Source organism: Mycolicibacterium litorale, from assembly GCF_010731695.1.
Classification (GTDB): Bacteria; Actinomycetota; Actinomycetes; order Mycobacteriales; family Mycobacteriaceae; genus Mycobacterium; species Mycobacterium litorale.
In genome coordinates, this window is the sequence record NZ_AP022586.1 from 4,669,236 (window position 1) to 4,692,473 (window position 23,238).

A 23,238-nucleotide genomic window follows, 5' to 3' on the forward strand; every position below is an offset into this window, starting at 1 on the left:
GGTCCTCAGACGACAGCGACGCCCGCGGTGCGCAGCGCGGTGACCGCCTCCGCGGTCGAGTCCTCCGCGACGCCCGCGGTGAAGTCGAGCAACACGCGGGTGGTGAACCCGGCCGCGGCCGCGTCGGCGGCGGTGGCGCGCACGCAGTAGTCGGTGGCGATCCCCACCACGTCGACCTCGTCGACGCCGCGCTGCCGCAGCCAGTCACCCAGCGGTGTCCCGGACGCATCGCTGCCCTCGAACCCGCTGTACGCCGCCGAGTACTCGCCCTTGGTGAACACCGCCTCGACCGGCGTCGGGTCGAGGTCTGGGTGGAATTCGGCGCCATCGGTCCCCGCGACACAGTGGCGCGGCCACGACAGCCGGTAGTCAGGGGTGTCGGAGAAGTGGTCGCCGGGGTCGATGTGGAAATCCTTGGTCGCCACGATGTGGGCGTAGCCGGTGCCTTCGCGCAGCAGTGCGCTGATCCGCCGCGCGACGGCGGCGCCGCCGGTCACAGCCAGCGAGCCGCCTTCGCAGAAGTCGTTCTGGACGTCGACGACGATGAGCGCGCGCATGACGTCACCGTAGCGCCGCGCCGCCGGTCACACACCTGCCGCGCGGACCCGGTGGTGCACGGTCAGCAGCAGGTGGTCGAACGCGGACCGGGGCGGCAGCGTGTCCTCGTAGTACAGCGCGGTGAAGTCGGCGAGGAGCCGTTCGGCGAAGGTGCGCAGCTTCACCCCCGCTTCGGCGGCGCGCCACTTGAGCAGCTCGAACGCCGCGACCGCGTCGACGCGGTAGACCAGCATCAGCATGCCCTTGGCACGTTCGATCGAGGCGCGGTGCTCCACCATGGCCGCCGCGGTGGCGGCCGCCATCTCGCGGGTCGACTCCTCGATGCGGCTCGGCGTCACGTCGACGTAGAAGCCCTGGGTGCCGACGATGTCGCCGGTCTCGTCGACCATGCGGTCGGCGATCACGACGACGTCGTGGATGCGTTTGTGGACGTCGATGATCCGGTGCCGGGTGCTGAAGGTGCGCCGGGTGCGCCGGATGTCGTCGAGCGTCGCGGCGACCGAGACGTAGTCGTCCGGGTGCTTGTGTGCGAGCACCAGTTCGGTGGTGGGAGTGACGGTTCCCGGCTGGTACCCGTGCATCAGGTGCACCTGGTCGGACCACTCCCAGCGGCCATCGGCGAAGTGGTAGCTGAACCATCCGACGTTTTGGGGCGACCCACCGGCCAATGCCCGCTCCAGTGACTCTTCGGGGGGCACCTTGCCACAGTAACCCCGACAGTGTGACCTCAGCCACCGAATAGCAGATACAGCCCCATGAACGTGTAGCCGACCATCACCAGCATCATCGCGAGCTGCCCGGTGATCTGGTGCGCCGACGGCAGCAACCGCAGCGCGCGGTCGTGCGCGGCAACCACCCCGGCCATGTGACCGGCGACCACGAACGCCACCTTGAGGGTGGCGAGCACGGACGGATGTAGCGACAGCAGATAGCTCACCTCCGCGTCGCCCAGACCGAACAGGTTCCAGCCCCGCTGCAGTGGATCGGCCAGCAGAATCACCGTCTGCTGACCACGTTCGATCAGGTACGACAGGTAGTGGGCGAAGACGTAGCCGATCACGATCGGGATCAGCGAGTGCGCCATCAACCCGGGCAGCTCGCGCCGGCGCTGCCGGTCCACGCCGCCGGTGGCCCTCGCGGCCGCGGTGAACGTGGCGGCCACGATCAGCGCGAACGTGGCCAGGCCCGCCGTCTTCAGCAGCGTCGCGGTCAACGCCGAGCCGGCGGTTGAGTCGACGAAGTTGCGCCACGCCGGCATCGCCGAGAAGCTGTCGAACGCCGTGGACCCGAGCAGTATCGAGAGCACCGCGACGGTGCCCGGCCGCACCGGCAGGGTCGGGAGGTGGTCGAACGGGTTGCCGATCGCGATCCGGCCGGTATCGCGCTGCCGCCGGAACATCGACAGCCGCGAGGCGACGACGCCGTACACCTGGAACGGGTCGGCCCGCGCGCACCACCGCTCGCCGAACCACAGCGCACCGGCGAACGTCACCGCGAGATAGACGAGCAGCCAGGTGCGGATCGCGGCGACCGACCCCGGGTCGGGGCTCGCCAGTTCCAGCCACACGAACGCGAACAACCCGAACGCCGCGGGCCAGTACCCGAGGCGGGCCGGATACGGCGGACGCTGCCGACGGCGGTGCAGCTGCAGCAGCCGGTAGAGACCGCGCACCGGGGAGATCGCCCGCCACACCGGCCCGATCGCCCACGACACCGCGACCAGCCCGACCCAGATGAGCACGTAGAACACGCCGGGCAGCGGGTTCTCCGCGTTCTGCGGGCCGAAGAACGCGGCCATCGCCACCCACAGCGTGAACACCAGCCCGGCCAGCGCGAGGACCCAACGGGTCACGGGCGCATCGACGACGGTCGTGACCCAGGGCGGCAGCGCGCGGCCGGGGCGCTCCTCGTCGAACCGGGGTTTGCGCCACGCGAGCGCCACCACGGCGAACGTCGCCGTCAGCGCCCAGGCCGCGCCGAGCAGTGCGTAGGTGTAGGGAATCGGCAGATCGGTAGAACCGCCGAGACCGTGGGCCAGCACCGTCACGTGCGCCCCGGGGGTCACGGCTGGACTTGCACGCTGGCGATCACGCGGTGGAGGTCGTGTAACTCGATCTCGACGTTGCCCGGCACGTCCACGGTGAACTGGAACTGCTGGCCGGGCTTGGGCTCGACGGTGAAGGTGTGGTCCGGCACGGAGTGCACGTGCAGCTCGTCGGCGGCGTCACTGTTGACCCGCAGCACGATCGGCTGGCCGACCTTGCCCTCGAGCCGCGCGTTGGTCGGCGTGACGTTGCCGCCCTCGATGCTGACGTCGATCGTCAGCCGGTCGGTCGGCCGCTGCTGGTCGGTCATCTGCGACGGGCTGACGGTCGACGCGGACGGGCTCGGACTCGCCTGCCCGCTGTCCTGCGAGCCGCCACACGCAGCGGCCACCAACGCCGCCGCGGTCACGATCAGGATCGATCCGGAGCGTCGTGCGGTGCGTGTCACGGGTTCCCTTCTCCGTCGGGGCTGCCGCCGTCCTTACGGCGGTTCTTCGCGGCAATGTAGACGACGACCCCGGCGACCACGAACGCAGGCGCGAACGCCGGGACCGCGATCCAGATCGGGTGGTCGGCCAGATACGAGACGTCAGGCGGCACCGTCATGACTGGGCGGACGGCTGCAGCTCCGCTTCGCTGCCGCTGGGCTCGCTGTTGTTGATGCGACCGCCACCCCAGGTGATCCCGGCGACCATCGCCAGCGTGCAGCCCAGCACCACCAGGCACCCGATCAGCCACAGCGATTGCGGGATGTCGGGGCTGCGCTCCCGCTGCAGGATGGTGATCTCGGAAACGAACGGACGGGTGAACTGGGGTTCGGCGGGCACCTCCTGGGCGCCGATTCCGGGATCGCCGGCCAGGAAGATCGGCACGGCCGTGAAAGTGTCGCCGTCATGCACCCGCAGCAGCGTCTTCCACGTACCGGACACCGGCATCGGTTGGGTGGAGACGTAGTGCCCCGGACCGACCTTCTCGAGGTGGTCGACGAACTGGCCGCGTTCGTTGGCCAGACCGCCCTGCCAGCCCAGCACGGACACCCAGTTCGGATCGTCGCTCACCACGTCCGGCGGGTTGAAGCGGACGTCTGCGGTCACGAAGCGCTGACCGTCGACGGAGGGGGCTTCGGTCAACGTGAAAGCGGCCGTGGCCGTCTCGGGCACGTTGTACCGCAGCCCGTTGGCCGCGGCACCGCCGATCGCCAGCACGGTCAGCGCCACGAGTCCCACGCTGATCGCGCGCCGCGGCAGGCGCTGCCCGGTCAGCACCATGCCGACCATCGCGCCGCAGGCACCGGTCAGGACGGCCACCGGCACCGACATCGCCAGGGCCTCGGGCCAGATGCTCGTCGGCCACGGGTAGTGGTAGACCGCGTTGATCCACAGCGACTCCAGCCACAGGCCGACCGTGCCGATGGCCAGCCCGGCGACGAGGCCGAACAGGACCGGTCGCTTGATCAGCGGGGTCAGTGCGAGGAGTTCGACGAGGACCGCCGCCCCGAGGTAGAGGGCGAACCAGTTGATCGGTGCCGCGAGCACGGGCCCGACAATCAGCGCCACCAGACCGCGCAACCCGATCGCCAGCAGCGCGGCGATGACCGCACCGCCGCGGCCCATGAACATGCGGGCGCCCACGAGGGCGAGCGCGGCAGCCGCCCCGATCAGCATGGGCTGGAACACCTGCCGGAACTGCGGGACGCCGAAGTCGAACTCGATCTGGTAGACCGACGCGCCGATCAGCACACCCGCGAACGCGAGGTACTGCACGAACTTCAGCCCGATACCGTCCGGCGCCGCGTCGGCGGGCCGGTCCTTGCGGCCTTCGTGCTCCAGGTACAGCGCCGCCAGCGTGGAGAAGCCGGCGCCGCCGATCATCATCAGGTGGGTGGGGCCCCACAGGGTGACGTCCTGGCCGAAGATGCGGTGCCAGATGTCGTCGAGCGGGAAGCCCATCAGTGCGTAGAGGCCGCAGCCGGCCATCACGAGGCCCCCGACCGGCGCATGCCAGTGGTCGGTGATCCGAACCGCCGCCGGTCCCGGCTTGTCGAAGGGCAGCACGACCGCCGTGCAGCCCGCGACGAAGATGCCGAAGAGGCCGATGAGGATGAAGTAGTGGGCGGGGTTCGCCAGCGCGCCGTCGTCACGTCCGTTACCGATGTGCAGGCTGACGTCCCAGATGAACCCGAAGAGCGCGCAGATGATCGAGGCGATGAACATCGCGATCGGCAGCGCCACCCAGGGCGGCCGTTTGAACCGGCGACCGGACCAGTCGGCGAGCTTCGTCAGCCAGCTGATCTTGTGGTTCCGGTGCAGGTAGCCGATCCACAGCAGGATCGCCGTGATGACGGCGGCGGCTGCGGAGAGCCCGATGATCTCGTTGAGCGCGGCGCCACCGCCCTCGCTGCCCTGCGCGAGAAGCGATACGCCGGAAACCTCGCCGAAGAACTCCACTGTCACTCCCGGGTTTGGACGGACCGAAAACTTACCGCTCAGTAATGTTGCCAGACTACCCAAGGTGAAACCAGGGGTACCGGGTACTTTTCTCCAACGGTTCGATCACCGGTCGGGCGGCACGACAAGATCACGCGGGTGAGGTACCCCACCGCGCCGTCGCTCAACCCTGGGCGCCGCTACGGCGTCAGCACCACCTTGACCATGCCGTCCTGCTTCTTCTGGAAGGTCTCGTACGCGCCCGGCGCATCGGCCAGGGGCAGCCGGTGGGTGGCGAAGTTTTCCACACCGAGCGGGTCCTCGGCGGTCAGCAGGGGCATGATGTCGGGCACCCAGCGCTTGACGTTGGCCTGGCCCATCCGCAGCGTGACCTGCTTGTCGAACAGCGTCATCATGTTGATCGGATCCGCGGCGCCGCCGTACACCCCGGACAGCGAGATGGTCCCGCCGCGGCGGACCAGCGAGATCGCGGAGTTCAGCGCGGCCAGCCGGTCGATGCCGGCGTTCTTCATCACGACGCGCCCGATGGCCGAGGGCAGGAAACCCGCCGCGGTGTGCGCGGCCTCGGCGACCGGTGACCCGTGCGCCTCCATCCCGACGGCGTCGATCACCGAATCGGCGCCGCGGCCCTGGGTGAGATCGGCGACGACGGCGTCGACGTCCTGGTTGCGCAGGTCGATGACCTCGGCGCAGTAGGGGCGGGCGCGGTCGAGGCGTTCGTCGACCAGGTCCACACCGACGACCCGGCACTTGTTGTGGTGAGCGGCGATCCGGCAGGCCATCGACCCGATCGGTCCCAGGCCGAGCACCACGAGCGTGCCGCCGTCGGGGATCCCGGCATACTCGACGGCCTGCCAGGCGGTGGGCAGTACGTCGGAGAGGTAGACGTAGCGCTCGTCGGGCCCGTCGTCGGGAACCTTGATGTGGGTGTACTGAGCCTGCGGCACCCGCAGGTACTCGGCCTGCCCGCCGGCCACCTCGCCGTAGAGCGTCGAGTAGCCGAACAGCGCGGCGCCCGTGCCCTGATCGCGGTTCTGGGTGGTCTCGCACTGGCTCTGCAGCCCGTGGTCGCACATGAAGCAGCTGCCGCAGGAGATGTTGAACGGGATCACCACCCGGTCGCCGACCTTCAGGTCACCGGTCTGCGCGCCGACGTCCTCCACCACCCCCATCGCCTCGTGGCCGATGATGTCGCCGGGGTTCATGAATGCGGTCAGCACTTCGTACAGGTGCAGGTCCGACCCGCAGATGTTGGTGCTGGTGACCCGGACGATCGCATCCGTCGGCTCCTTGATCACCGGGTCGGGCACGGTGTCCACGGAGACCTTCCGACGTCCCTGCCAGGTGACTGCGCGCATGCGTGCTCCTTCGACTCGGTGTCCGATCAGCGTGCCCGCACAGATGGGGGTCAAACCCGGTGTCGGTCAGACGCCGCGTTCGCTCCACTGGGTGACGGGCCGCTCGCGCTTGGCTCCGTCGACGATCACGTCGACGCGTTCGTCGAAGAAGCAGACGTGGTCACGCACCGGTTCGCCGTCGTGCAGGGGTGCGCGGTAGGTCCACGCGATGTCGCGCGGACCGCCGGGTACCGAGAAATACGAGGCACGGCCCTTGTACGCGCAGTACGTCACGGTGTCGCTGGGCTCGAGGTCCGCGACGTCGGCGGCCGGCAGATAGCAGCGCATCGGCAGGTTCGTCTCGAACAACAGCAGCGGCCGTGACGATTCCGCGAGCAGCCTGCCCTCGTGCTCGACCCGCACGTGGCGGTCGCTGCGCAGCACGTCGATGCGGTGGAACGGATCACGGGGGTGGCTGACCACCGGTTCGTTCTCCTCGTGCCACCCGAACGCCGCGAAGTCCAGCACCGCGTAGTCGGCGAGGTCGGGATCGGCCGGCCGGAACGCCGCGGCGGCGCCGGTCTCCTCGCCGGCCACCACGTCGAACTCGGTCCCGTCGCAGGAGTGGGTGGTGAACGGCACGGTGGGATCGAGGGTGCGCCGGGTGCCGTCGGGCGGCGGCGGGGCGTTCTCCTCGGAGCCGGACTCCGCGCCGGCCGGGACGAGCTGGCCGGTGAGCGCATCGAGCGGCACGGCGTAGGTCGGCACGATGCGTCGCGGCTCCCAGACCAGCAGGGCGCGGTCGGTCTCGGCGACCGGTTCGCCCGCGAGCGTGACGCGGATCCGTTTGGCCGTCGGCTCGTACCGCAACGCGTCGAAGTGGGCGGCCAGGACGCCGCTCATCTGCTGGGCCATCCGGCCTCCCAGTCACTTACGCGGTGGCTGAAGCACTTTCATGGCCAACCGCATGACGGATTCGGGCACCCGGTCCTTGGCCGACAGCGCCCTGTCGGCGGCACGGCCGCGCAGCGGGGTGCCGCGCCCGAAGTACCGGTTGAGCGGCCCGCCGGAGGGTTCGAGGTCGACGTGCAGTGGCGGGGCGCCGTCGGCGGCCCCCAGTGCGCGGGAGATGACCATGCGCTGGATCTCGCTGGTGCCCTCGAAGATCGTGTACAGCTTGGCGTCGCGGTACCACTTCTCGACCGGGTGGTCCTTGATGTAGCCCCATCCACCCATGGTCTGGATGGCCCGTTCGGTCGCCTTGACCGCGACCTCGCTGGCCGCCAGTTTCGACATCGATCCCTCGCCCCGGTCGAACGGCACTCCGGTGGCCGCCATCCACGAGGCCCGCCACGTCAGCAGGCGCGCGGCGTCGATCTGGGTGGCCAGGTCGGCGATGGGGAACGAGATGCCCTGGTTGTCGATGATCGGTGCGCCGAACGCCTCGCGGCGGTTGGCGTACTCGGTCATGTACTCCAGCGCGGCGCGGGCGATCCCGAGCGCCTGGGCCGCGACCATGGGCCGGGTCTGCTCGAAGGTGCCCAGCGCGGCCGACCCCGAGCGACGGGCGCCCTCGACCGCTTCGCGCGCCTTGGCGAGTTTGTGTTCGAGCTTCTCCTCGCCGCCGAGCAGGTGGTCGCCGGGGACGCGGACGCCGTCGAACTTCAGCTCGGCGGTGTGTGACGCGCGGCAGCCCATCTTGTCGAGTTTGCGCACGAGCTCCAGACCCGGCGTGCCGCCGGGAACGATGAACAGCGCCTGCCCTTTGTGGCCGAGTTCCTGGTCGACGACGGCGTTGACGACGTGGACGTGGGCGATACCGCCGTTGCCGATCCACATCTTGTGGCCGTCGATCACCCAGTCGTCGCCGTCGCGGCGGGCCGTGGTGCGCAGATTGCGCACATCGCTGCCGCCCTCGGGTTCGGAGATCGCCAGTGCGGCGAGTTTGAGGTCACCCGGGGTGCCGAAGCACTCGGGCGCCCACTGCAGCATCTGTTCGGGGGAGGCGGCCTGTCCGATCGCCGACAGGGCGAGTGCGGGCATGACGATCGCCAGGCCGATGCCGGCGCACCCCCAGAACAACTCCTCCATGAACATCGGCAGCGACAGCCCGGTGGGGTCACCGATCAGGTCGCGGTAGAACAGCGGACTGTAGAAACCCCGGCTAGCCGCTTCTTCGAGGATCGGCCACGGGAACTCCTGGCGCTGGTCGTACTCCAGCGCCACCGGGCGGATGCACTGCTCGGCGAACTCGTGGGTGCGACGCGCCAGATCGTGCTGGGCGATGGTGGGGGTGAGGTCGAAGCTCACGAGCGGTCGGATAACCGGTCGTGCCCGAGGTGAAACCACCGGTTTGCCGGAAATACGAAACGAGGGGCACCCGGTGTGTGGGTGCCCCTCGCTCGTGGCCTGGTGTCAGCGGACGGTGACGTAGACGACGCGGTCGTCGTTGTCGTAGCGGACCGAGACGATGCTGGACTGGTCGAGCGGCTTCACCATGCCCTGGTGCTGGACCCGCACGGCGTACCCGCGGTCGTCCAGGGAGCTGATGGCGTCCTGGGCGTTGCCGGGTCCGGCCGGGGCTGCCTGCGCGGGGGTGGCCAGTCCGAGGAAGGCGGTGGCCAGTCCGCCGGCGACGATGGTGGCGAATCCGAACTTGTTCATATCCCTGCTTCTTTCTATCCCTCTGTGGTGTGTACGAGCCGTGGCCGTCGTCGCGGTTCGAACGTTTTCTTCGACTGGACCGGAGGATGTCCGTTCCTGTCTGAACTGGTAAACCTGCTGGTCATCGTTTTAATTCCACTGGCAGTAATTGCTTGACAGTTGGCAGGATCTGGCGGTTGCACCGGATAACGCAGCTTCGTCTGGCGGACATTTCGTGATCTGCACGGGCAAACTTCGGCCAGCCGGGCATTCGCGGCCACTGCGTTCGAACGTATGATCGAACAGTGGGCGACATGCAGTCGATCGGCTACAACGGGCAGCCGGTGCCGCCGGCGTTCCGTCGGGTCGATCCGCCGGTGGCGGTGCTCGTCGACCTCGCGGCGCTGTTCCCGCGTGAGCCGCACCGGAACGGGGGATACAACCCGGCCGGACTGCAGATGCATTCCGTCGTCGAGGGCCGGCTGACGTGCTGGGGGATGTGCGAACAGGGCTACTGGTGGGGCCTGGTCACCTACGACATCGTCTACGGCGCGCAACGCAGAGCGGTCACCCACTGGGTGCCCGCCTGGTTGCTCAAGCGGCAGACGGATCCCCGCTGACCGCCTCGGCGATGCGGCGTTGCGCTTCGCCGGGCGAGATGCGCAGCCGCTGAGACAGCACCTCCGCCCACGTCCGCGCCCCGAACTGGGACGGGGTGCCCGAGGCGACGAGCCGCCCGGTCAACCGCCGTTCCACGTCCTGAACCTGCCCGCGCAGCCGGCTCAACCGGGTCAGCGCGGCCTGCGCGTCTGCGCGGCTCATCCCGGCCACCGGCAGTGCCGCGAGTCGCGCGGACAGGGCGTCGGCGGCATCCATCGCATCCATGATCTGCTCACGTGTCGAACTCATGTTCGACAAGTTAGCGCGGGGGTACGACAAGTCGGCGCCGCTAGGGTGGCCCCATGTCTCCGAGATACGCGACCGCGGACGACGTCGGGCTCGCGGAGTTGCTCGACTTCGTGCGGCCGCGGCACAAGATGGTGCTGACCACCTTCCGCGCCGACGGCTCGCTGCAGAGCTCGCCGGTGACCGGAGGGCTGGACGACCGGGGCCGCATCGTCATCGCCAGCTATCCGCAGCGCGCCAAGTCCGCGAACATCCGCAGGGCAGGCCGGGCCAGCGTCACCGTGCTCTCCGACGAATTCAACGGCCCGTACGTGCAGGTGGACGGCGACGCCGAGGTCGTGGACCTGCCCGATGCCGTCGAGGCGCTGGTCGACTACTACCGGGCGATCGCCGGGGAGCACCCCGACTGGGCCGAGTACCGGCAGGCGATGGTCGATCAGGGCAAGTGCCTGATCCGGCTGGTCCCGACCCGCTGGGGTCCGGTGGCGACCGGCGGTTTCCCGCCGCCGAAGGACCACGGGCGGTCCGGTGGGCAGGACACGGCCGCACCGCTGTGATAGTCAGGCACGTGCGGACGCGTTGCGTCTCCTAGCACGTCAAACTATAGTCTGGACACATGTCCAGAAGGTTCGGAGTCTCTGCGTGACACGATTCGACCAGGCCAGCGCGACGCAGCCCAGCCTCGGATTCATCTGAGTATGCGCATCGCTTTGTTGTCATACCGCAGCAAAACGCACTGCGGAGGTCAGGGCGTCTACGTCCGGCACCTCAGCCGCGGGCTGGCCGACCTCGGCCACGACGTCGAGGTGTTCTCCGGCCAGCCGTATCCGGAGGGGCTCGACCCACGGGTCCGCCTGACCAAGGTGCCGAGTCTGGACCTGTACCGCGAACCCGATCCGTTCCGCGTGCCCCGGCCGAGCGAGATCCGCGACCGCATCGACCTGCAGGAGCTGCTGACGACGTGGACCGCCGGGTTCCCCGAACCCAAGACGTTCACGCTGCGCGTCGCCCGCATCCTGGCCGAACGCCGCGATGACTTCGACGTCGTCCACGACAACCAGAGCCTCGGCACCGGCCTGCTGAAGATCGCGGCGGCGGGGCTGCCGGTGGTGGCCACCGTCCACCACCCGATCACGCGGGACAAGGTGGTGGACGTGGCGGCCGCCCGGTGGTGGCGTAAACCGCTGGTGCGGCGCTGGTACGGCTTCGCCGAGATGCAGAAGCAGGTCGCGCGCCAGATCCCCGAACTGCTGACCGTCTCGACCTCGTCGGCCACCGACATCGCCGACGACTTCGGGGTGTCCCCCGACCAGCTGCACGTGGTGCCGCTCGGCGTGGACACCGAGCTGTTCCGGCCGGCCGAGCACCGGGTCGGCGGCCGCATCATCGCGATCGCCAGCGCCGACGTCCCGCTCAAGGGCATCAGCCATCTGCTGCACGCGGTCGCCCGGTTGCGGGTGGAACGCAACCTGGACGTCCAGCTGGTCAGCAAGCTGGAACCCAACGGACCGACGGAGAAGCTCATCGCCGAACTCGGGATCTCCGACATCGTGCACAGTTCCAGCGGTCTGTCCGACGAGGAACTCGCCGCGCTGCTCGCCTCGGCGGAGGTCGCCTGCATCCCGTCGCTGTACGAGGGGTTCTCGCTGCCTGCGGTGGAGGCGATGGCCAGCGGAACGCCGATCGTGGCCAGCCGCGCCGGCGCCCTGCCCGAGGTGGTGGGCGCCGACGGCGAATGTGCCCGCCTGGTCGCACCGGGCGACGTCGACGACCTGACCAGGGCGCTGGGCGAACTGCTCGACTCGCCGGCGCAGCGACACCGCCTCGGTGCGGCGGGCCGTCGTCGCGCACTCGACGTGTTCAGCTGGGAATCGGTTGCGGCACAGACTGTCTCGGTCTACGAGCGGGCGATGGCGACATGCTGACCGTCGACTTCGACCGGCTGGGGATCGGGCCGGGCTCCAAGGTGATCGACGTCGGCTGCGGTGCCGGCCGGCACACCTTCGAGGCGTACCGGCGCGGTGCCGACGTGATCGGCTTCGACCAGAACGCACAGGACCTCAACGACGTCGACGAGATCCTGCAGGCGATGAAGGCGCAGGGCGAAGTGCCTGCGTCGGCGAAAGGCGAAGCGGTCAAAGGCGATGCGCTCGACCTTCCGTACGCCGACGGCACCTTCGACTGCGTGATCGCCTCGGAGATCCTCGAGCACGTCCCGCAGGACGAACAGGCCATCGCCGAACTCGTTCGGGTCCTCAAACCCGGTGGCTCACTGGCGATCACCGTGCCGCGCTGGCTGCCCGAGCGGATCTGCTGGCTGCTGTCCGACGAGTACCACGCCAACGAGGGCGGCCACATCCGCATCTACAAGGCCGACGAACTGCGCGACAAGGTCACCGCACACGGACTGCGGCTCACCCACACCCACCACGCCCACGCGCTGCACTCGCCGTTCTGGTGGCTCAAGTGCGCGGTGGGCACGTCGAAGAACGACCATCCCGCGGTCGCGGCGTACCACAAGTTGCTGGTGTGGGACATGATGTCGGCGCCCTGGCTGACCCGACGCGGTGAGGAACTGCTCAACCCGCTGATCGGCAAGAGTGTCGCGCTGTACTTCGAGAAGCCGGCGGATGTTCGCCGCTGAGCTCCCTGGGATCCCGGGCGTCTTCACCCCGGCCCAGTGCCGCCAGACCGCGGAATCCATTGCAGCCGAACAGGAATCCTCCGGTGCGATTCCGTGGTTCAGCGGCGGGCACACCGATCCGTGGGACCACGTCGAATCGGCGATGGCGCTGACGGTCGCGGGGTTGATCGAACCGGCACGGGCGGCCTACGAGTGGAGTCGCGCCACGCAGCGTCCCGACGGTTCGTGGCCGATCCAGTTCCGCAACGGCGTGATCGAGGATGCCAACAGCGACAGCAACTTCTGCGCCTACATCGCGACGGGCGTGTGGCACCACCTGCTGATCACGGGGGACCGCGCGTTCGCCGAGACGATGTGGCCGGTGGTCGCCAAGGCGATCGACTTCGTGCTGGACCTGCAGCGGCCCAACGGTGAGATCTCCTGGGCGCAGAGCGAAGCCGGGCCCATCCCGGAGGCGCTGCTGACCGGCTGCGCGAGCATCCACCACAGCATCCGGTGCGCGCTCGCGCTCGCCGACTACTTCGACGACCCGCAGCCCGAGTGGGAGGTGGCCGTCGGCCGGTTGGGCCATGCGATCGTCGCGCATCCGGGGTCGTTCGTGCCCAAGGACCGGCACGCGATGGAGTGGTACTACCCGGTGCTGTGCGGTGCGCTGCGCGGACCGGAGGCCCATACCCGGATCGACGACCGCTGGGACGATTTCGTGGTGCCGGGTCTGGGCATTCGATGCGTCGACGATCGGCCCTGGGTGACCGGCGCCGAGACGTGCGAGCTGGTGATGGCGCTCGACGCGATCGGCGACTCGGCCCGCGCACACCAGCAGTTCGCCGCCATGCACCATCTGCGTGAGGCCGACGGATCCTATTGGACCGGACTGGTTTTCGCTGACGGGAAGCGCTGGCCCGAGGAGCGGACCACGTGGACCGGCGCGGCCGTCATCCTGGCCGCCGACGCGCTGACCGGCACCACCGCGGGCAGCGGGATCTTCCGCGCCGAGGACCTGCCGCGCGGCCTCGAGGACGAGTTCGACTGCGCCTGCGCCGTCAGCGACCGCTAGAACCCCGTCACCCCAGCGAACCGGGCTGTCCCGCAGTGCGTTCCAGTACGCGCATCGAGCCTTTGACGCCCATCTCGCGGAACGCGCCGGTGTCCAGCGCCCTGCGGTAGATGTGGAACGGTGCCTGGCCGCCGTCGGCGGGATCCGGGAACACGTCGTGAATGATCAGCGCGCCACCGGGCTCGACCCACTTCGCCCAGCCGTCGAAGTCGCGCTGGGCGGCCTCCTCGGTGTGCCCCCCGTCGATGAACAACAGCCGCAACGGGGTTCGCCAGCCGCGCGCCACCACCGGGGAGCGCCCGACCACCGCGACCACATGGTCGTCGAGGTCGGCGGCGTCGAGGGTGTGCCGCATGGTCGGCAGGGTGTCGAACCGCCCCGTGACGGGGTCGACCATGGTGGTGTCGTGGTACTCCCAGCCCGGCTGGTGCTCCTCGGAGCCGTGGTGGTGGTCGACGGTGAACACCACGCCGCCGGTCTCCTGGGCCGCGGCGCCCAGCATCAGCGTGGACTTGCCGCAGTAGGTACCGATTTCGACGCCGACGCCGTCGCCGAGGTAGCGCAGGGCGGTGTCGTAGAGCGTGCGGCCCTCGTCGGCGGGCATGAAGCCGACGGCCTCGTCGGCGAGCGCGAACAACCGCGCTGCGCGGGGCGGGAGATCAGTGTCGATGGGGCTCATGGCTATCCAACCTAGCCGTTGCTGGCCCTGCAGCGTTGTAGTAGCGTCCGGACATGTGTCCGATCCGACTCTGGAGTCGACTCGGCGCCGTCTGACCGCCAAGCAAGCCGACACCGTCGACCGGCTGGGGCGCGCCGCGGTCGAGATCCTCAACCGCGACGGCTTCGCCGTTCTGACCGTTCGGCGCGTCGCCGCCGAAGCCGGCGTCGGGGCGGCGACCGCCTACACCTACTTCTCCTCCAAGGAGCACCTCGTCGCGGAGGTGTTCTGGCGCAGGCTGTCCGCCGCGCCGCCGGCCGCGCACGAGTCCGCCGACCCCGCCACCCGGGTCGTCGAGGTGCTGCGCGACATCGCGCTGCTGGTGGCCGACGAGCCCGAGTTCGCCGGTGCGGTGACCAATGCGCTGCTGGGCAAGGACCCCGACGTCGAGGTGCTGCGCCAGCGCATCGGTCGCGACGTGCGCGACCGGCTGGTCGAGGCGCTCGGGTCCCCGGTCGACTTCGACGTCATCGAGGCACTCGAACTCCTCTACGTCGGTGCGCTGGTGTGGGCGGGGATGGGTTACTCGTCGTATGACGACATGACGCAGCGGTTGGAGCGTTCGGCGCGCCTGCTGCTGGGCTAACCGCCGAGCAGTGCCGTCGACGCGACGACCGCTGGTTCGAGGATTCCGCGCACGTCGCTGCCGTCCTCGAAGAACAGTGCGGTCAGCTCCCGCAACCCGCCGAGGAGTAGGACGGCAAGCGGCCGGGTCAACGGCTTCTTGCCCGCGCGCCGGAACCCGGGGCTGGACGTGAGGTCGATCAGCATGTCGGTGAGGCGGTCGATCGCCCAGCGGTGCAGCGGATTCGCCTGCGCGCCGAGGCCGGGCAGTTCACGGATCCAGCTCAGCGTGATCGCCGGCCGCGCCGCGATGTGGTCGACGTAGGCCCCGACGGCCTGTCGGATCTGCTCGTCCCATTCGGCGTCCGGATCGACTGCTGCGTGGATGCGGGCGATCAGCGCGTCGTTGTTGGTGCGCAGCAGTTCGACGAAACAGTCTTCTTTGGTGTCGAACCGGCCGTAGAAGGTGCGCTTCGAGGTGTGCGCGTGGCGGACGATGTCGGCGACGGTGGTGTCGCGGTATCCGCGCTCGGCGATCGACGACGCCAGCCCGTCCAGCAACCGGGTGCGGAACAGGTCTTCGTGCACCGCCGTCGTCATGGCACCTCCCCGGCACCCTTGCATCACGTGGTACCAGGCGGTACCGTACCCCACAAATCCGCGGTACAGCGCAGTACCACAACCGGCTGGAGTGCCATGAGCGAAGCAACCGTTGCCGAAGTTCCCGCCCCGAGCCCCCGCGCGGTGCGTCTGCCGCCCGCATTGCCCGCTCCGATGGCGCTGCAGGGCATTCCCTTCGCCTTCGCCCGCCGCCAACTCGTCGCGTGGCTGTCCCGGCGGTATGGCACCGCCTTCACCCTGAACGTTCCGATGTTCGGACGCACCGTGATCGTCGCCGACCCGCAACTGGCCAAACAGCTCTTCATGGCCCCCACCGAGGACGTCGGGAACATCCAGCCCAACCTGAGCCGGATCCTGGGCTCGGGCTCGGTGTTCGCGCTCGACGGCACCGAGCACCGTCGTCGCCGCAAGTTGCTCACCCCGCCCTTCCACGGCAAGAGCATCAAGAACTACGAGAAGGTCTTCGAGGAGGAGACGCTGCGCGAATCGGCCACCTGGCCCGAGGGGCGACCGTTCGAGACGCTCGAACCGATGATGCGCATCACGCTCAACGCGATCCTGCGGGCGGTGTTCGGCGCCGAGGGCGAGAAACTCGACGAGCTGCGCCGCATCATCCCGCCGTGGGTGACGCTGGGCTCGCGGTTGGCGACCATTCCCAGTCCGCCGCGCACCTTCGGCCGGTGGACGCCGTGGGGCCGGATCGCCGAGTACCGCAGGCGATACGACGAAGTGATCGACCGGCTGATCGACGAGGTGAGGGCCGACCCGCGCTTCGACGAACGCGACGACGTGCTGGCTCTGCTGCTGCGCAGTGCCTACGAAGACGGCACCGAGATGACGCGTCAGGAGATCGCCGACGAACTGCTGACCCTGCTTGCCGCCGGGCACGAGACGACCGCGTCGACCATGGGCTGGGTGTTCGAGCGCATCAGCCGCCACCCCCAGGTGCTGGCCAGGCTCGTCGACGAGGCCGCCACCGACGACAACACCTACCGGCAGGCGACGATCCTCGAAGTGCAGCGCCACCGCACCGTCATCGACTTCGCGGGCCGCCACGTCTACGCGCCGACGTTCCAACTCGGCGAATGGGTGATCCCGCGCGGCTACTCGATCGTGGTCGCGATCGCGCGCATCCACGAGACGTCCGACGACTTCGTGGATCCGCAGCGGTTCGACCCGGAACGGTTCGTCGGCACCCGGCCGCCGACGTTCTCACACCTGCCCTTCGGCGGAGGCACCCGCCGTTGTGTCGGGGCGGTGTTCGCCAACGTGGAGATGGACATCGTCCTGCGAACGGTGTTGCGGCACTTCGACATCGAGACGACCACGGCGCCCGCGGAGAAGGTGCACTCCCGAGGGGTCGCGTTCACGCCGAAGGCCGGCGGGCAGGTCACCCTGCGCCGCCGGCCCCAACCGCTGGCCTGAGTTCAGGCTCTGGCGTCCGCTTTCGTCTCCGAGCGCTTGGGCAGCTTCCAGTCCGGCCGCGGGAAGTGGCAGGTGTACCCCCACGGCATCCGCTCCAGGTAATCCTGGTGCTCCGGTTCGGCCTCCCAGAACTCACTGGCCGGCGTCACCTCGGTGACCACCTTGCCCGGCCACAGGCCGGAGGCGTCCACGTCGGCGATGGTGTCGAGCGCGACCCGCTTCTGCTCGTCGTCGGTGTAGAAGATCGCCGAGCGGTAGCTGGTGCCGACATCGTTGCCCTGCCGGTTCTTCGTCGTCGGATCGTGGATCTGGAAGAAGAACTCGAGCAGCGCCCGGTAGTCGGTCTGCGCCGGGTCGTAGGTGATCTCGATCGACTCGGCGTGGCCCGGGTGGTTGCGGTAGGTGGGGTGGTCGTTCTGCCCGCCGGTGTAGCCGACCCGCGTCGACACCACACCCGGCTGCTTACGGATCAGATCCTGCATACCCCAGAAGCAGCCGCCCGCCAGGATGGCCTTCTTGTATTCGGTCATCGCGCTTCCTCCTTGTCGGCCGCTTCGAACAGCGTCCGGTATTCGCCATATCCTTGCGCCTCGAGCTCGTCGAGGTGGACGAACCGCAGCGCCGCCGAGTTGATGCAGTACCGCAGCCCGCCCTGCGCGCGGGGCCCGTCGGTGAAGACGTGGCCGAGGTGGCTGTCCCCGTGCGCCGAACGCACCTCCGTGCGGATCATCAGGTGGCTGAAGTCCCGCTTCTCCGCCACGTTCGCCGCTTCCAACGGCCGGGTGAAGCTCGGCCAGCCGCTTCCGCTCTCGAACTTGTCGACCGAGGCGAACAACGGCTCACCCGAGACCACGTCGACGTAGATGCCCGGCTCGTGGTTGTCCCAGTACTCACCGGTGAACGGCCGCTCGGTGCCGCCCTCCTGCGTGACGTGGTATTGCTCGGGGGACAGCGCGTCCACCGCGGCGGGATTCCTGTTGTAGCGATCGTTGTCATGACCCTGTGCCACATGACCTCCTCGTGTGCACCCTCTACAACCGTATGCCGGGCCACGATCATCCCTGTTCGGCGGCGCCGCACCCTCGACAAAAGCGCGTAGAACGTGTTCTAGTTCTGGATGTGACGAGCACGGATTCCGCCCGGTTCACCCGCTCGGAGCTGATCTCGGCGTTCGCGACGTTCGAGGAGACGGTCGCCCACGCCGCAGAGACCCGCGACTGGGATCCCTGGGTCGAGCAGTACAGCCCCGACGTCCTCTACATCGAGCACGCGGCGGGCACCATGCGTGGCCGTGAAGCGGTCAGGACGTGGATCTGGAAGACGATGACGAGCTTCCCCGGCAGCTACATGACGGCGTTCCCGGCACTGTGGTCGGTCGCCGACGAGGCCACCGGCCGGATCATCTGCGAACTCGACAACCCGATGCGCGATCCCGGCGACGGCTCGATCATCAGCGCCACGAACATCTCGATCATCACCTACGCGGGCGACGGTCTGTGGTGCCGTCAGGAGGATGTCTACAACCCGCTGCGGTTCGTCTCGGCGACGATGAAATGGTGCCGCAAGGCCGCCGAGCTGGGCACGCTCACCGACGAGGCGGCGGCGTGGATGACGCAGTACGGAGGCGGCCGGTGAGCACCGCGCTGGTCATCGGGGCCAACGGGTTCCTCGGCTCCCACGTCACCCGCCGACTCGTCGCCGACGGCCACGACGTGCGGGTGATGGTGCGTCCGACCGCCAGGACCGTCGGCATCGACGGCCTGTCGGTGAAGCGGTTCATCGGCGACATCTGGGACGACGAGACCCTGCGCGAGGCGATGACCGGGTGCGACGACGTGTACTACTGCGTGGTCGACGCCCGTGGCTGGCTGCGCGATCCCGCACCGCTGTTCCGCACCAACGTCCACGGCACCCGCAACGTGCTCGACGTGGCCGTCGACGTGACCCGGGACATCCCCTTGCGCCGCTTCGTGTTCACCAGCAGCTACGTCACCGTCGGCCGCCGCCGCGGGCGCCGGGCCACCGAGGAGGACGTGGTGGACGTGCGGCGCGTGACGCCCTATGTGCGGTCCCGGGTGCAGGGTGAGGAATTGGTGCTGCGGTACGCCCGGGAGCGAGGCCTCCCCGCTGTGGCGATGTGCGTGTCGACGACGTACGGCAGCGGCGACTGGGGCCGCACCCCGCACGGCGCGATCATCGCCGGCGCCGCGTTCGGCAAGTTGCCGTTCGTGATGAGCGGTATCGAACTCGAAGCGGTCGGCGTCGACGACGCGGCGCGCGCCATTCTGCTGGCCGCCGAGCACGGCAGGCCGGGGGAGCGGTACCTGATCTCGGAGAAGATGATCAGCAACGCCGAGGTCGCGCGGATCGCGGCGGAGGCGGCCGGGGTGGCGCCGCCGAAGCGGTCGATGCCGCTGCCGGTGTCGTATGCGCTCGCCGCGCTGGGCAGCGCCAAGTCGCGGGTGCGGGGCACCGACGAGCGGATGTCGCTGGAATCGCTGCGGTTGATGCGCGCCGAGGCGCCGTTGGACCACTCCAAGGCCGTGCGGGAGCTCGGGTGGCAGCCGCGGCCGGTCGAGGAGTCGATCGCCGAGGCCGCGCGCTTCTGGGTGAGCCTGCGGAAGGCCAAGCGGGAGAGCACGACGACGACGTAGCAGGAGGTGTTCGATGCCGGCTCCCAGGTGGCTCGCCCGAGCCGACCGCACCGACATGCCGAGGTTCCCGCCGGTCCGTTACCTCCTTGCGCTGACGCGTGTTTGGGAATTCCTCTACCTGCGGATCGCCGCGTGACCCGCGTCGACCTGATCATGGCGGCGGCGATGAATCGGGTGCCTGCCCTGCGCACGATGGCGCAGTTTCACCGCTACGCGTTCTGACGCGCGATTCCTGCCACCCGCCGGTCAATCTCTGCCAGCCGGAATCAGTGCCCTGAGCTGCTGGTTTGAACGATCAGACCGGCCGGGAGATCGCTTTCGGACCGCTAGCCGAGGAAGAGGTAGGGAAATGAACAAGTTCGGATTCGCCGCCGTCGCCGCAAGTGGTCTGGCCGCCGCGTTCCTGGGTCTGGCCGCTCCCGCGCAGGCCGCCCCGGCCGGGCCGGACAACGCCCAGGATGCGATCAGCTCGCTGGACGACCGTGGCTACTCGGTGCGGGTGAACCATCAGGGCATGGTCAAGCCGCTGGACCAGTCGAGCGTGGTCTCGGTGCGCTATGACAACGACGACCGCGTGGTGTACGTCAACGTCCGCTGAGGCCGACCCGCGTGTGACGAGGGGCATCCCGATCGGGGTGCCCCTCTTTCGTGGTCACGTATTCTGTTTCCGGCCCGCCGGATTCGACCGGTGACACCGGGTCTGCCGCTTCCCGAGTACGGGCTGGCGCGTGCCACCGGGATTGAACCGCGACGACCACGGCCACTCCCACTGCTCGTCGGCCCACACCAACTGCAAGGCACGCACATCGGGTCCGTAGATGCCGATGGCGATGCCCATGTGTGCGTCGGGGTGGGAGACCTCGACGAACTCGAGCAGCATGTCGGGCAGCGTCATGACGTCTCCCGCCAGGACCGGCCCGTCGTGCGTGATGCAGTACTCCGCCACCGTGTTCAGGATCAGCAGCGCGCGTTTTGGGTCGACGGCGGTGATGAGGAGTTCCGGGAGCCCGCACTCGTGGAGGCCGACCGTGTAGGCGAACGGCCTGCGCTCGCTTTCGACGTACTGGACCGCCCAGCCGTTCCGCAGGATCTCGTCGTAGACCACGTCGAGGTAGTCGTTCCGAGTGGCTTCCGGGTGATCGCACTGCCAGCACATGGCCACACCTTTCGTCGTCGTTGCGGTCAGCATGCGCCGGGGGTCTGACATCCCCGCCGGGTGGCAGCACTGGTGGCAAGCGATAGATCCTGCCATGGGTCGGTCAATCACTGCCACCCGGAATCACCGCCTTGACCTGCTGGTTTGAACGATCAGACCGGCCAGGAAATCCCTCCCGACCGATAGCCGAGAAAGAGGCAGGGACATGAAGAAGTTCGGATTCGCCACCATCGTCGCCGGCGGACTGGCCGCCGGATTCCTCGGACTGGCCGCCCCGGCGCAGGCCGCCCCGGCCGGGCCGGGCAACGCCGCCGACACCATCAGCTCGCTGGACGACCGCGGCTATTCGGTGCGGGTGAACCACCAGGGCATGGTCAAGCCGCTCGATCAGTCCAGCATCGTGGCGGTGCGCTACGACAACGACGACCGCGTCGTCTACGTCACCGTCCGCTGACCACACACCACCGGCAAGGGGCGCCCCACCCGGGGCGCCCCTTCTTTCTGCCGACGGCCAAGGCGCGACGACCGGATCACCGGCCGGCCCTAGTCCTCGGCCCGGGCCTTGAGCCGCTGCAGCGTCGCCGCGATGTGCGCGGCGTTGGCGGTGGCGCGATCGCTGACCCCGGTCGCCCACCCCGCCGGTTTACGGAACCACCCGGGCCTACGGTCCCACGTGCTCTCGGTGACCCGGCAACCCGTGGCCGTCGGCGCGATCTCGTAGCGCCAGTGCGCGACCGGGATGCGCATGCTGTGCACGTCGAATGCGAACACCCGCCCCGGCGCCGCGTCGGTGACGGTGCAGGTGGTGTTCCAGGAGCGCGACCCGTTGCGGTTGCGGCCGACGAACACCGCACCCGGCCGCGCCTCCCCGCCCTTCTTCCACCGCATCTCCGAAGTCTCCTCGGCGAGTTCGGCGAAGGTGGGAAGATCGGTGATGAGGCGGTACACCGCACTCGGGTCGGCGGCGATGTCGACGGTGGCCTGCGCTGACGCGGCGTCCGGGTTCGTCATGACGGTCGATCGTAACGGTCGGAAGAACGGCGGTAGGCGCCTTGTTGGGCAGGATGAAGCGACTCAACGTCAGGAGGTCCGTCATGGCCGGCCGCCCCGTCCTCGAACCCACCGCGCAGCACCCGATCACCGTCACGCCCACCGGACGCCACGTCACGGTGAGCGTCAACGGCGTGGTGATCGCCGAGACCGACGATGCGCTCACCCTGCAGGAAGCCGATTACCCTGCGGTGCAGTACATCCCGATGCGCGATGTCAGCGAATCGGCATTGGTGTGCAGCGACACCGCCACGTACTGCCCATACAAGGGTGACGCCGCCTACTACCACGTCAACGCCGCCGATCAGACGGTCGAGGACGTGATCTGGACCTACGGCACGCCCTATCCGGCGGTCGCCGCCATCGCCGGGCACGTCGCCTTCTATCCGGACAAGGCCGACATCACCGTCGGCTGAGTCGCCGGCCGCCCGGCGAAACGGCATATGGTCTTGATCCGCGTGCTCTAATGGCGACACGACGACCATCGGCGCCGATGGGGGGCTGACCATGCCGAGACTCTCCTCGCCGAGACTTCCCTCGCTGCCCGCTCTCGCCGCCCTGGGCGAGATCCCGCCCGGGCGGACCGTGGACCTGCCCGGCCGGGGCAGCACGTACGTCATCGACTCCGGCCCTCAGGACGGCCCCACCTACCTGCTGCTGCACTCGCTGGCGTGTACCGGGCTGATGACCTGGTATCCGGCGTTGGACGTCGTCAAGCAGTTCGGCCGGGTGGTGGTGTTCGATCAGCGGTGTCACGGGCACGGCATCAGTTCGTCCCGCTTCCTGCTCGAGGACTGCGCGGACGACGTCGCCGCGCTGGCCGACGCACTCGGCATCCGCACGTTCGTACCCGTCGGCTACTCGATGGGCTCGCTGATCGCCCAGTTGGTGTGGCGGCGCCACCCGCAACGCGTCGACGGGCTGGTGTTGTGCGCAGCGGCCGCGGCGGTCTCCCGCGCGAGCTACGAGCGGCTGGCCACCGGCGTCTTCGCGGCGTTCATCGACGCGTTCAGCCCGCCGCTGCGGGGACCCGCGCTCACGCCGGCGTCCTCGGTGGCCGACGGTGTGTTCGGGGTGCCCCAGTGGTTGCTCGGCCAGTTCCGCTCCACGAGCCCGGGGGCGATCACCCGCGCCGTCGCCGAGGTCACCCGGTTCGACTCACGGCCGTGGGTCGGCGACATCGACGTCCCGACATCGGTGGTGGTCACCCTCCGTGACCGCGCGTTCGGGACGGCGCGCCAGCGCTGGCTGGCCGGCCGGATACCGGGTGCGCACGAGGTGCCGGTCGATGCCGGGCACGCCAGCTGCACGCTGCAGTCCGCCAAATTCGTCCCAGCGCTGCGCGAGGCGATCGCTTCGGTGCACGACCGCATGCTCGCCGAGGCCGGACGCTTCCCCGAAGTGTCCGGCTGA

31 protein-coding genes are annotated in these 23,238 nt (G+C 69.1%); 14 read left to right on the forward strand and 17 right to left on the reverse strand.

The annotated features are described in order from the left end of the window. Positions 1-5: 5 nt before the first annotated feature. From pncA to G6N30_RS22305, 10 genes are all read right to left on the reverse strand, one after another. A complete protein-coding gene (gene pncA / locus G6N30_RS22265; RefSeq protein WP_134057393.1) occupies positions 6-557 on the reverse strand; it encodes a pyrazinamidase PncA in 552 nt (183 codons plus the stop codon). A gap of 27 nt (positions 558-584) precedes the next feature. Next, positions 585-1,256 carry an ANTAR domain-containing protein gene (locus tag G6N30_RS22270; protein ID WP_134057391.1) on the reverse strand — a complete coding sequence of 224 codons (672 nt, stop codon included), beginning with the start codon at positions 1,254-1,256 and terminating at the stop codon, positions 585-587. A gap of 29 nt (positions 1,257-1,285) precedes the next feature. After that, positions 1,286-2,623, reverse strand: coding sequence for a hypothetical protein (locus G6N30_RS22275; RefSeq protein WP_134057389.1), 1,338 nt, complete (start codon positions 2,621-2,623; stop codon positions 1,286-1,288). Then, positions 2,620-3,051: a hypothetical protein gene (locus tag G6N30_RS22280; protein ID WP_134057387.1), complete on the reverse strand. Its 432-nt coding sequence runs from the start codon at positions 3,049-3,051 to the stop codon at positions 2,620-2,622. Before G6N30_RS22280 ends, G6N30_RS22275 begins: the two co-directional genes overlap by 4 nt. Further along, the gene (locus G6N30_RS26950) at positions 3,048-3,209 is read right to left on the reverse strand and encodes a hypothetical protein (protein ID WP_166674608.1); all 162 of its coding nucleotides are present in this window, start codon (positions 3,207-3,209) and stop codon (positions 3,048-3,050) included. Before G6N30_RS26950 ends, G6N30_RS22280 begins: the two co-directional genes overlap by 4 nt. Then, positions 3,206-5,050 carry a hypothetical protein gene (locus G6N30_RS22285; RefSeq protein WP_134057598.1) on the reverse strand — a complete coding sequence of 615 codons (1,845 nt, stop codon included), beginning with the start codon at positions 5,048-5,050 and terminating at the stop codon, positions 3,206-3,208. The genes G6N30_RS26950 and G6N30_RS22285 overlap by 4 nt, the downstream gene beginning before the upstream one ends. Positions 5,051-5,229: 179 nt before the next feature. Beyond that, positions 5,230-6,408: a zinc-dependent alcohol dehydrogenase gene (locus G6N30_RS22290; protein WP_134057385.1), complete on the reverse strand. Its 1,179-nt coding sequence runs from the start codon at positions 6,406-6,408 to the stop codon at positions 5,230-5,232. A 66-nt stretch (positions 6,409-6,474) separates the two neighbouring features. Further along, entirely contained in the window at positions 6,475-7,302 is an 828-nt protein-coding gene (locus G6N30_RS22295; protein ID WP_134057383.1) for a DUF427 domain-containing protein, read from the reverse strand. 12 nt (positions 7,303-7,314) lie between these two features. After that, on the reverse strand, positions 7,315-8,697 hold the full coding sequence (locus G6N30_RS22300) for an acyl-CoA dehydrogenase family protein (protein ID WP_134057381.1): 1,383 nt from the start codon (positions 8,695-8,697) through the stop codon (positions 7,315-7,317). A 105-nt stretch (positions 8,698-8,802) separates the two neighbouring features. After that, positions 8,803-9,051, reverse strand: a complete 249-nt coding sequence (locus G6N30_RS22305; protein WP_134057379.1) for a hypothetical protein — start codon at positions 9,049-9,051, stop codon at positions 8,803-8,805. A 284-nt stretch (positions 9,052-9,335) separates the two neighbouring features. Between G6N30_RS22305 and G6N30_RS22310 the strand changes: the two genes are divergently transcribed. Beyond that, entirely contained in the window at positions 9,336-9,650 is a 315-nt protein-coding gene (locus tag G6N30_RS22310; RefSeq protein WP_134057377.1) for a hypothetical protein, read from the forward strand. Here G6N30_RS22310 and G6N30_RS22315 read toward each other — a convergent pair. Further along, positions 9,625-9,939, reverse strand: coding sequence for a DUF222 domain-containing protein (locus G6N30_RS22315; RefSeq protein ID WP_134057375.1), 315 nt, complete (start codon positions 9,937-9,939; stop codon positions 9,625-9,627). The genes G6N30_RS22310 and G6N30_RS22315 overlap by 26 nt on opposite strands. A 53-nt stretch (positions 9,940-9,992) precedes the next feature. Between G6N30_RS22315 and G6N30_RS22320 the strand changes: the two genes are divergently transcribed. The 4 genes from G6N30_RS22320 to G6N30_RS22335 all read left to right on the forward strand — a co-directional run bounded on the left by G6N30_RS22320 (position 9,993) and on the right by G6N30_RS22335 (position 13,637). Then, the gene (locus G6N30_RS22320) at positions 9,993-10,493 is read left to right on the forward strand and encodes a PPOX class F420-dependent oxidoreductase (RefSeq protein ID WP_134057373.1); all 501 of its coding nucleotides are present in this window, start codon (positions 9,993-9,995) and stop codon (positions 10,491-10,493) included. A gap of 141 nt (positions 10,494-10,634) precedes the next feature. Further along, positions 10,635-11,861 carry an MMP alpha-(1->4)-mannosyltransferase gene (locus G6N30_RS22325; RefSeq protein ID WP_134057371.1) on the forward strand — a complete coding sequence of 409 codons (1,227 nt, stop codon included), beginning with the start codon at positions 10,635-10,637 and terminating at the stop codon, positions 11,859-11,861. Continuing rightward, the gene (locus G6N30_RS22330) at positions 11,855-12,580 is read left to right on the forward strand and encodes a class I SAM-dependent methyltransferase (RefSeq protein ID WP_134057369.1); all 726 of its coding nucleotides are present in this window, start codon (positions 11,855-11,857) and stop codon (positions 12,578-12,580) included. The genes G6N30_RS22325 and G6N30_RS22330 overlap by 7 nt, the downstream gene beginning before the upstream one ends. After that, positions 12,567-13,637 carry an MMP endo-(1,4)-3-O-methyl-alpha-D-mannosidase gene (locus G6N30_RS22335; protein WP_163687739.1) on the forward strand — a complete coding sequence of 357 codons (1,071 nt, stop codon included), beginning with the start codon at positions 12,567-12,569 and terminating at the stop codon, positions 13,635-13,637. The genes G6N30_RS22330 and G6N30_RS22335 overlap by 14 nt, the downstream gene beginning before the upstream one ends. A 7-nt stretch (positions 13,638-13,644) precedes the next feature. Here G6N30_RS22335 and G6N30_RS22340 read toward each other — a convergent pair whose 3' ends face one another. Then, positions 13,645-14,316 (reverse strand): class I SAM-dependent methyltransferase, encoded by a 672-nt coding sequence (locus G6N30_RS22340; protein ID WP_134057367.1) that lies wholly within the window; start codon positions 14,314-14,316, stop codon positions 13,645-13,647. Between the two features lie 55 nt (positions 14,317-14,371). Here G6N30_RS22340 and G6N30_RS22345 point away from each other — a divergent pair, with 55 nt between their 5' ends. Continuing rightward, positions 14,372-14,941, forward strand: a complete 570-nt coding sequence (locus G6N30_RS22345) for a TetR/AcrR family transcriptional regulator (protein ID WP_134057365.1) — start codon at positions 14,372-14,374, stop codon at positions 14,939-14,941. On the opposite strand, the gene G6N30_RS22350 is transcribed toward G6N30_RS22345, so the two are convergent. Further along, positions 14,938-15,519: a TetR/AcrR family transcriptional regulator gene (locus G6N30_RS22350; protein ID WP_134057363.1), complete on the reverse strand. Its 582-nt coding sequence runs from the start codon at positions 15,517-15,519 to the stop codon at positions 14,938-14,940. The genes G6N30_RS22345 and G6N30_RS22350 overlap by 4 nt on opposite strands. A 96-nt stretch (positions 15,520-15,615) precedes the next feature. On the opposite strand from G6N30_RS22350, the gene G6N30_RS22355 reads away from it, so the two are divergent. Next, positions 15,616-16,965 (forward strand): cytochrome P450, encoded by a 1,350-nt coding sequence (locus tag G6N30_RS22355; RefSeq protein WP_134057361.1) that lies wholly within the window; start codon positions 15,616-15,618, stop codon positions 16,963-16,965. A 2-nt stretch (positions 16,966-16,967) separates the two neighbouring features. On the opposite strand, the gene msrA is transcribed toward G6N30_RS22355, so the two are convergent. Beyond that, positions 16,968-17,495 carry a peptide-methionine (S)-S-oxide reductase MsrA gene (msrA, locus tag G6N30_RS22360; RefSeq protein WP_134057359.1) on the reverse strand — a complete coding sequence of 176 codons (528 nt, stop codon included), beginning with the start codon at positions 17,493-17,495 and terminating at the stop codon, positions 16,968-16,970. Then, positions 17,492-17,974 (reverse strand): peptide-methionine (R)-S-oxide reductase MsrB, encoded by a 483-nt coding sequence (msrB, locus tag G6N30_RS22365; protein ID WP_134057357.1) that lies wholly within the window; start codon positions 17,972-17,974, stop codon positions 17,492-17,494. Before msrB ends, msrA begins: the two co-directional genes overlap by 4 nt. Positions 17,975-18,084: 110 nt before the next feature. On the opposite strand from msrB, the gene G6N30_RS22370 reads away from it, so the two are divergent. The 4 genes from G6N30_RS22370 (at position 18,085) to G6N30_RS22380 (ending at position 20,217) form a co-directional block, all read left to right on the forward strand. Beyond that, positions 18,085-18,600, forward strand: a complete 516-nt coding sequence (locus G6N30_RS22370; protein ID WP_234880241.1) for a nuclear transport factor 2 family protein — start codon at positions 18,085-18,087, stop codon at positions 18,598-18,600. After that, a complete protein-coding gene (locus tag G6N30_RS22375) occupies positions 18,597-19,619 on the forward strand; it encodes an NAD-dependent epimerase/dehydratase family protein (protein ID WP_134057355.1) in 1,023 nt (340 codons plus the stop codon). The genes G6N30_RS22370 and G6N30_RS22375 overlap by 4 nt, the downstream gene beginning before the upstream one ends. Before the next feature lie 13 nt (positions 19,620-19,632). Further along, positions 19,633-19,755 (forward strand): hypothetical protein, encoded by a 123-nt coding sequence (locus tag G6N30_RS27370; protein ID WP_264007064.1) that lies wholly within the window; start codon positions 19,633-19,635, stop codon positions 19,753-19,755. A gap of 213 nt (positions 19,756-19,968) precedes the next feature. Next, entirely contained in the window at positions 19,969-20,217 is a 249-nt protein-coding gene (locus G6N30_RS22380; protein ID WP_134057353.1) for a hypothetical protein, read from the forward strand. A 54-nt stretch (positions 20,218-20,271) separates the two neighbouring features. Here G6N30_RS22380 and G6N30_RS22385 read toward each other — a convergent pair whose 3' ends face one another. Next, on the reverse strand, positions 20,272-20,775 hold the full coding sequence (locus G6N30_RS22385; protein ID WP_179965657.1) for a DUF4262 domain-containing protein: 504 nt from the start codon (positions 20,773-20,775) through the stop codon (positions 20,272-20,274). Between the two features lie 205 nt (positions 20,776-20,980). Here G6N30_RS22385 and G6N30_RS22390 point away from each other — a divergent pair, with 205 nt between their 5' ends. Next, entirely contained in the window at positions 20,981-21,229 is a 249-nt protein-coding gene (locus G6N30_RS22390) for a hypothetical protein (protein ID WP_134057351.1), read from the forward strand. A gap of 89 nt (positions 21,230-21,318) precedes the next feature. Here G6N30_RS22390 and G6N30_RS22395 read toward each other — a convergent pair whose 3' ends face one another. Continuing rightward, the gene (locus tag G6N30_RS22395; RefSeq protein WP_134057349.1) at positions 21,319-21,786 is read right to left on the reverse strand and encodes an SRPBCC family protein; all 468 of its coding nucleotides are present in this window, start codon (positions 21,784-21,786) and stop codon (positions 21,319-21,321) included. Between the two features lie 83 nt (positions 21,787-21,869). Between G6N30_RS22395 and G6N30_RS22400 the strand changes: the two genes are divergently transcribed. Together G6N30_RS22400 and G6N30_RS22405 are read left to right on the forward strand one after the other, a co-directional pair. Beyond that, positions 21,870-22,241: a DUF427 domain-containing protein gene (locus tag G6N30_RS22400; RefSeq protein WP_134057347.1), complete on the forward strand. Its 372-nt coding sequence runs from the start codon at positions 21,870-21,872 to the stop codon at positions 22,239-22,241. Between the two features lie 91 nt (positions 22,242-22,332). Then, positions 22,333-23,238, forward strand: a complete 906-nt coding sequence (locus G6N30_RS22405; RefSeq protein ID WP_134057346.1) for an alpha/beta fold hydrolase — start codon at positions 22,333-22,335, stop codon at positions 23,236-23,238.

Excerpts from the sequence above, each read along its gene's own strand:
- pncA (WP_134057393.1), bottom strand. The coding sequence starts at position 557 with ATGCGCGCGCTCATCGTCGTCGACGTCCAGAACGACTTCTGCGAAGGC.
- G6N30_RS26950 (WP_166674608.1), bottom strand. The coding sequence starts at position 3,209 with ATGACGGTGCCGCCTGACGTCTCGTATCTGGCCGACCACCCGATCTGG.
- G6N30_RS22290 (WP_134057385.1), bottom strand. The coding sequence starts at position 6,408 with ATGCGCGCAGTCACCTGGCAGGGACGTCGGAAGGTCTCCGTGGACACC.
- G6N30_RS22295 (WP_134057383.1), bottom strand. The coding sequence starts at position 7,302 with ATGGCCCAGCAGATGAGCGGCGTCCTGGCCGCCCACTTCGACGCGTTG.
- G6N30_RS22305 (WP_134057379.1), bottom strand. The coding sequence starts at position 9,051 with ATGAACAAGTTCGGATTCGCCACCATCGTCGCCGGCGGACTGGCCACC.
- G6N30_RS22315 (WP_134057375.1), bottom strand. The coding sequence starts at position 9,939 with ATGAGTTCGACACGTGAGCAGATCATGGATGCGATGGATGCCGCCGAC.
- G6N30_RS22320 (WP_134057373.1), top strand. The coding sequence starts at position 9,993 with ATGTCTCCGAGATACGCGACCGCGGACGACGTCGGGCTCGCGGAGTTG.
- G6N30_RS22325 (WP_134057371.1), top strand. The coding sequence starts at position 10,635 with ATGCGCATCGCTTTGTTGTCATACCGCAGCAAAACGCACTGCGGAGGT.
- G6N30_RS22330 (WP_134057369.1), top strand. The coding sequence starts at position 11,855 with ATGCTGACCGTCGACTTCGACCGGCTGGGGATCGGGCCGGGCTCCAAG.
- G6N30_RS22335 (WP_163687739.1), top strand. The coding sequence starts at position 12,567 with ATGTTCGCCGCTGAGCTCCCTGGGATCCCGGGCGTCTTCACCCCGGCC.
- G6N30_RS22340 (WP_134057367.1), bottom strand. The coding sequence starts at position 14,316 with ATGAGCCCCATCGACACTGATCTCCCGCCCCGCGCAGCGCGGTTGTTC.
- G6N30_RS22350 (WP_134057363.1), bottom strand. The coding sequence starts at position 15,519 with ATGACGACGGCGGTGCACGAAGACCTGTTCCGCACCCGGTTGCTGGAC.
- G6N30_RS22355 (WP_134057361.1), top strand. The coding sequence starts at position 15,616 with ATGAGCGAAGCAACCGTTGCCGAAGTTCCCGCCCCGAGCCCCCGCGCG.
- msrA (WP_134057359.1), bottom strand. The coding sequence starts at position 17,495 with ATGACCGAATACAAGAAGGCCATCCTGGCGGGCGGCTGCTTCTGGGGT.
- G6N30_RS27370 (WP_264007064.1), top strand. The coding sequence starts at position 19,633 with ATGCCGGCTCCCAGGTGGCTCGCCCGAGCCGACCGCACCGACATGCCG.
- G6N30_RS22380 (WP_134057353.1), top strand. The coding sequence starts at position 19,969 with ATGAACAAGTTCGGATTCGCCGCCGTCGCCGCAAGTGGTCTGGCCGCC.
- G6N30_RS22385 (WP_179965657.1), bottom strand. The coding sequence starts at position 20,775 with ATGTGCTGGCAGTGCGATCACCCGGAAGCCACTCGGAACGACTACCTC.
- G6N30_RS22390 (WP_134057351.1), top strand. The coding sequence starts at position 20,981 with ATGAAGAAGTTCGGATTCGCCACCATCGTCGCCGGCGGACTGGCCGCC.
- G6N30_RS22395 (WP_134057349.1), bottom strand. The coding sequence starts at position 21,786 with ATGACGAACCCGGACGCCGCGTCAGCGCAGGCCACCGTCGACATCGCC.
- G6N30_RS22400 (WP_134057347.1), top strand. The coding sequence starts at position 21,870 with ATGGCCGGCCGCCCCGTCCTCGAACCCACCGCGCAGCACCCGATCACC.
- G6N30_RS22405 (WP_134057346.1), top strand. The coding sequence starts at position 22,333 with ATGCCGAGACTCTCCTCGCCGAGACTTCCCTCGCTGCCCGCTCTCGCC.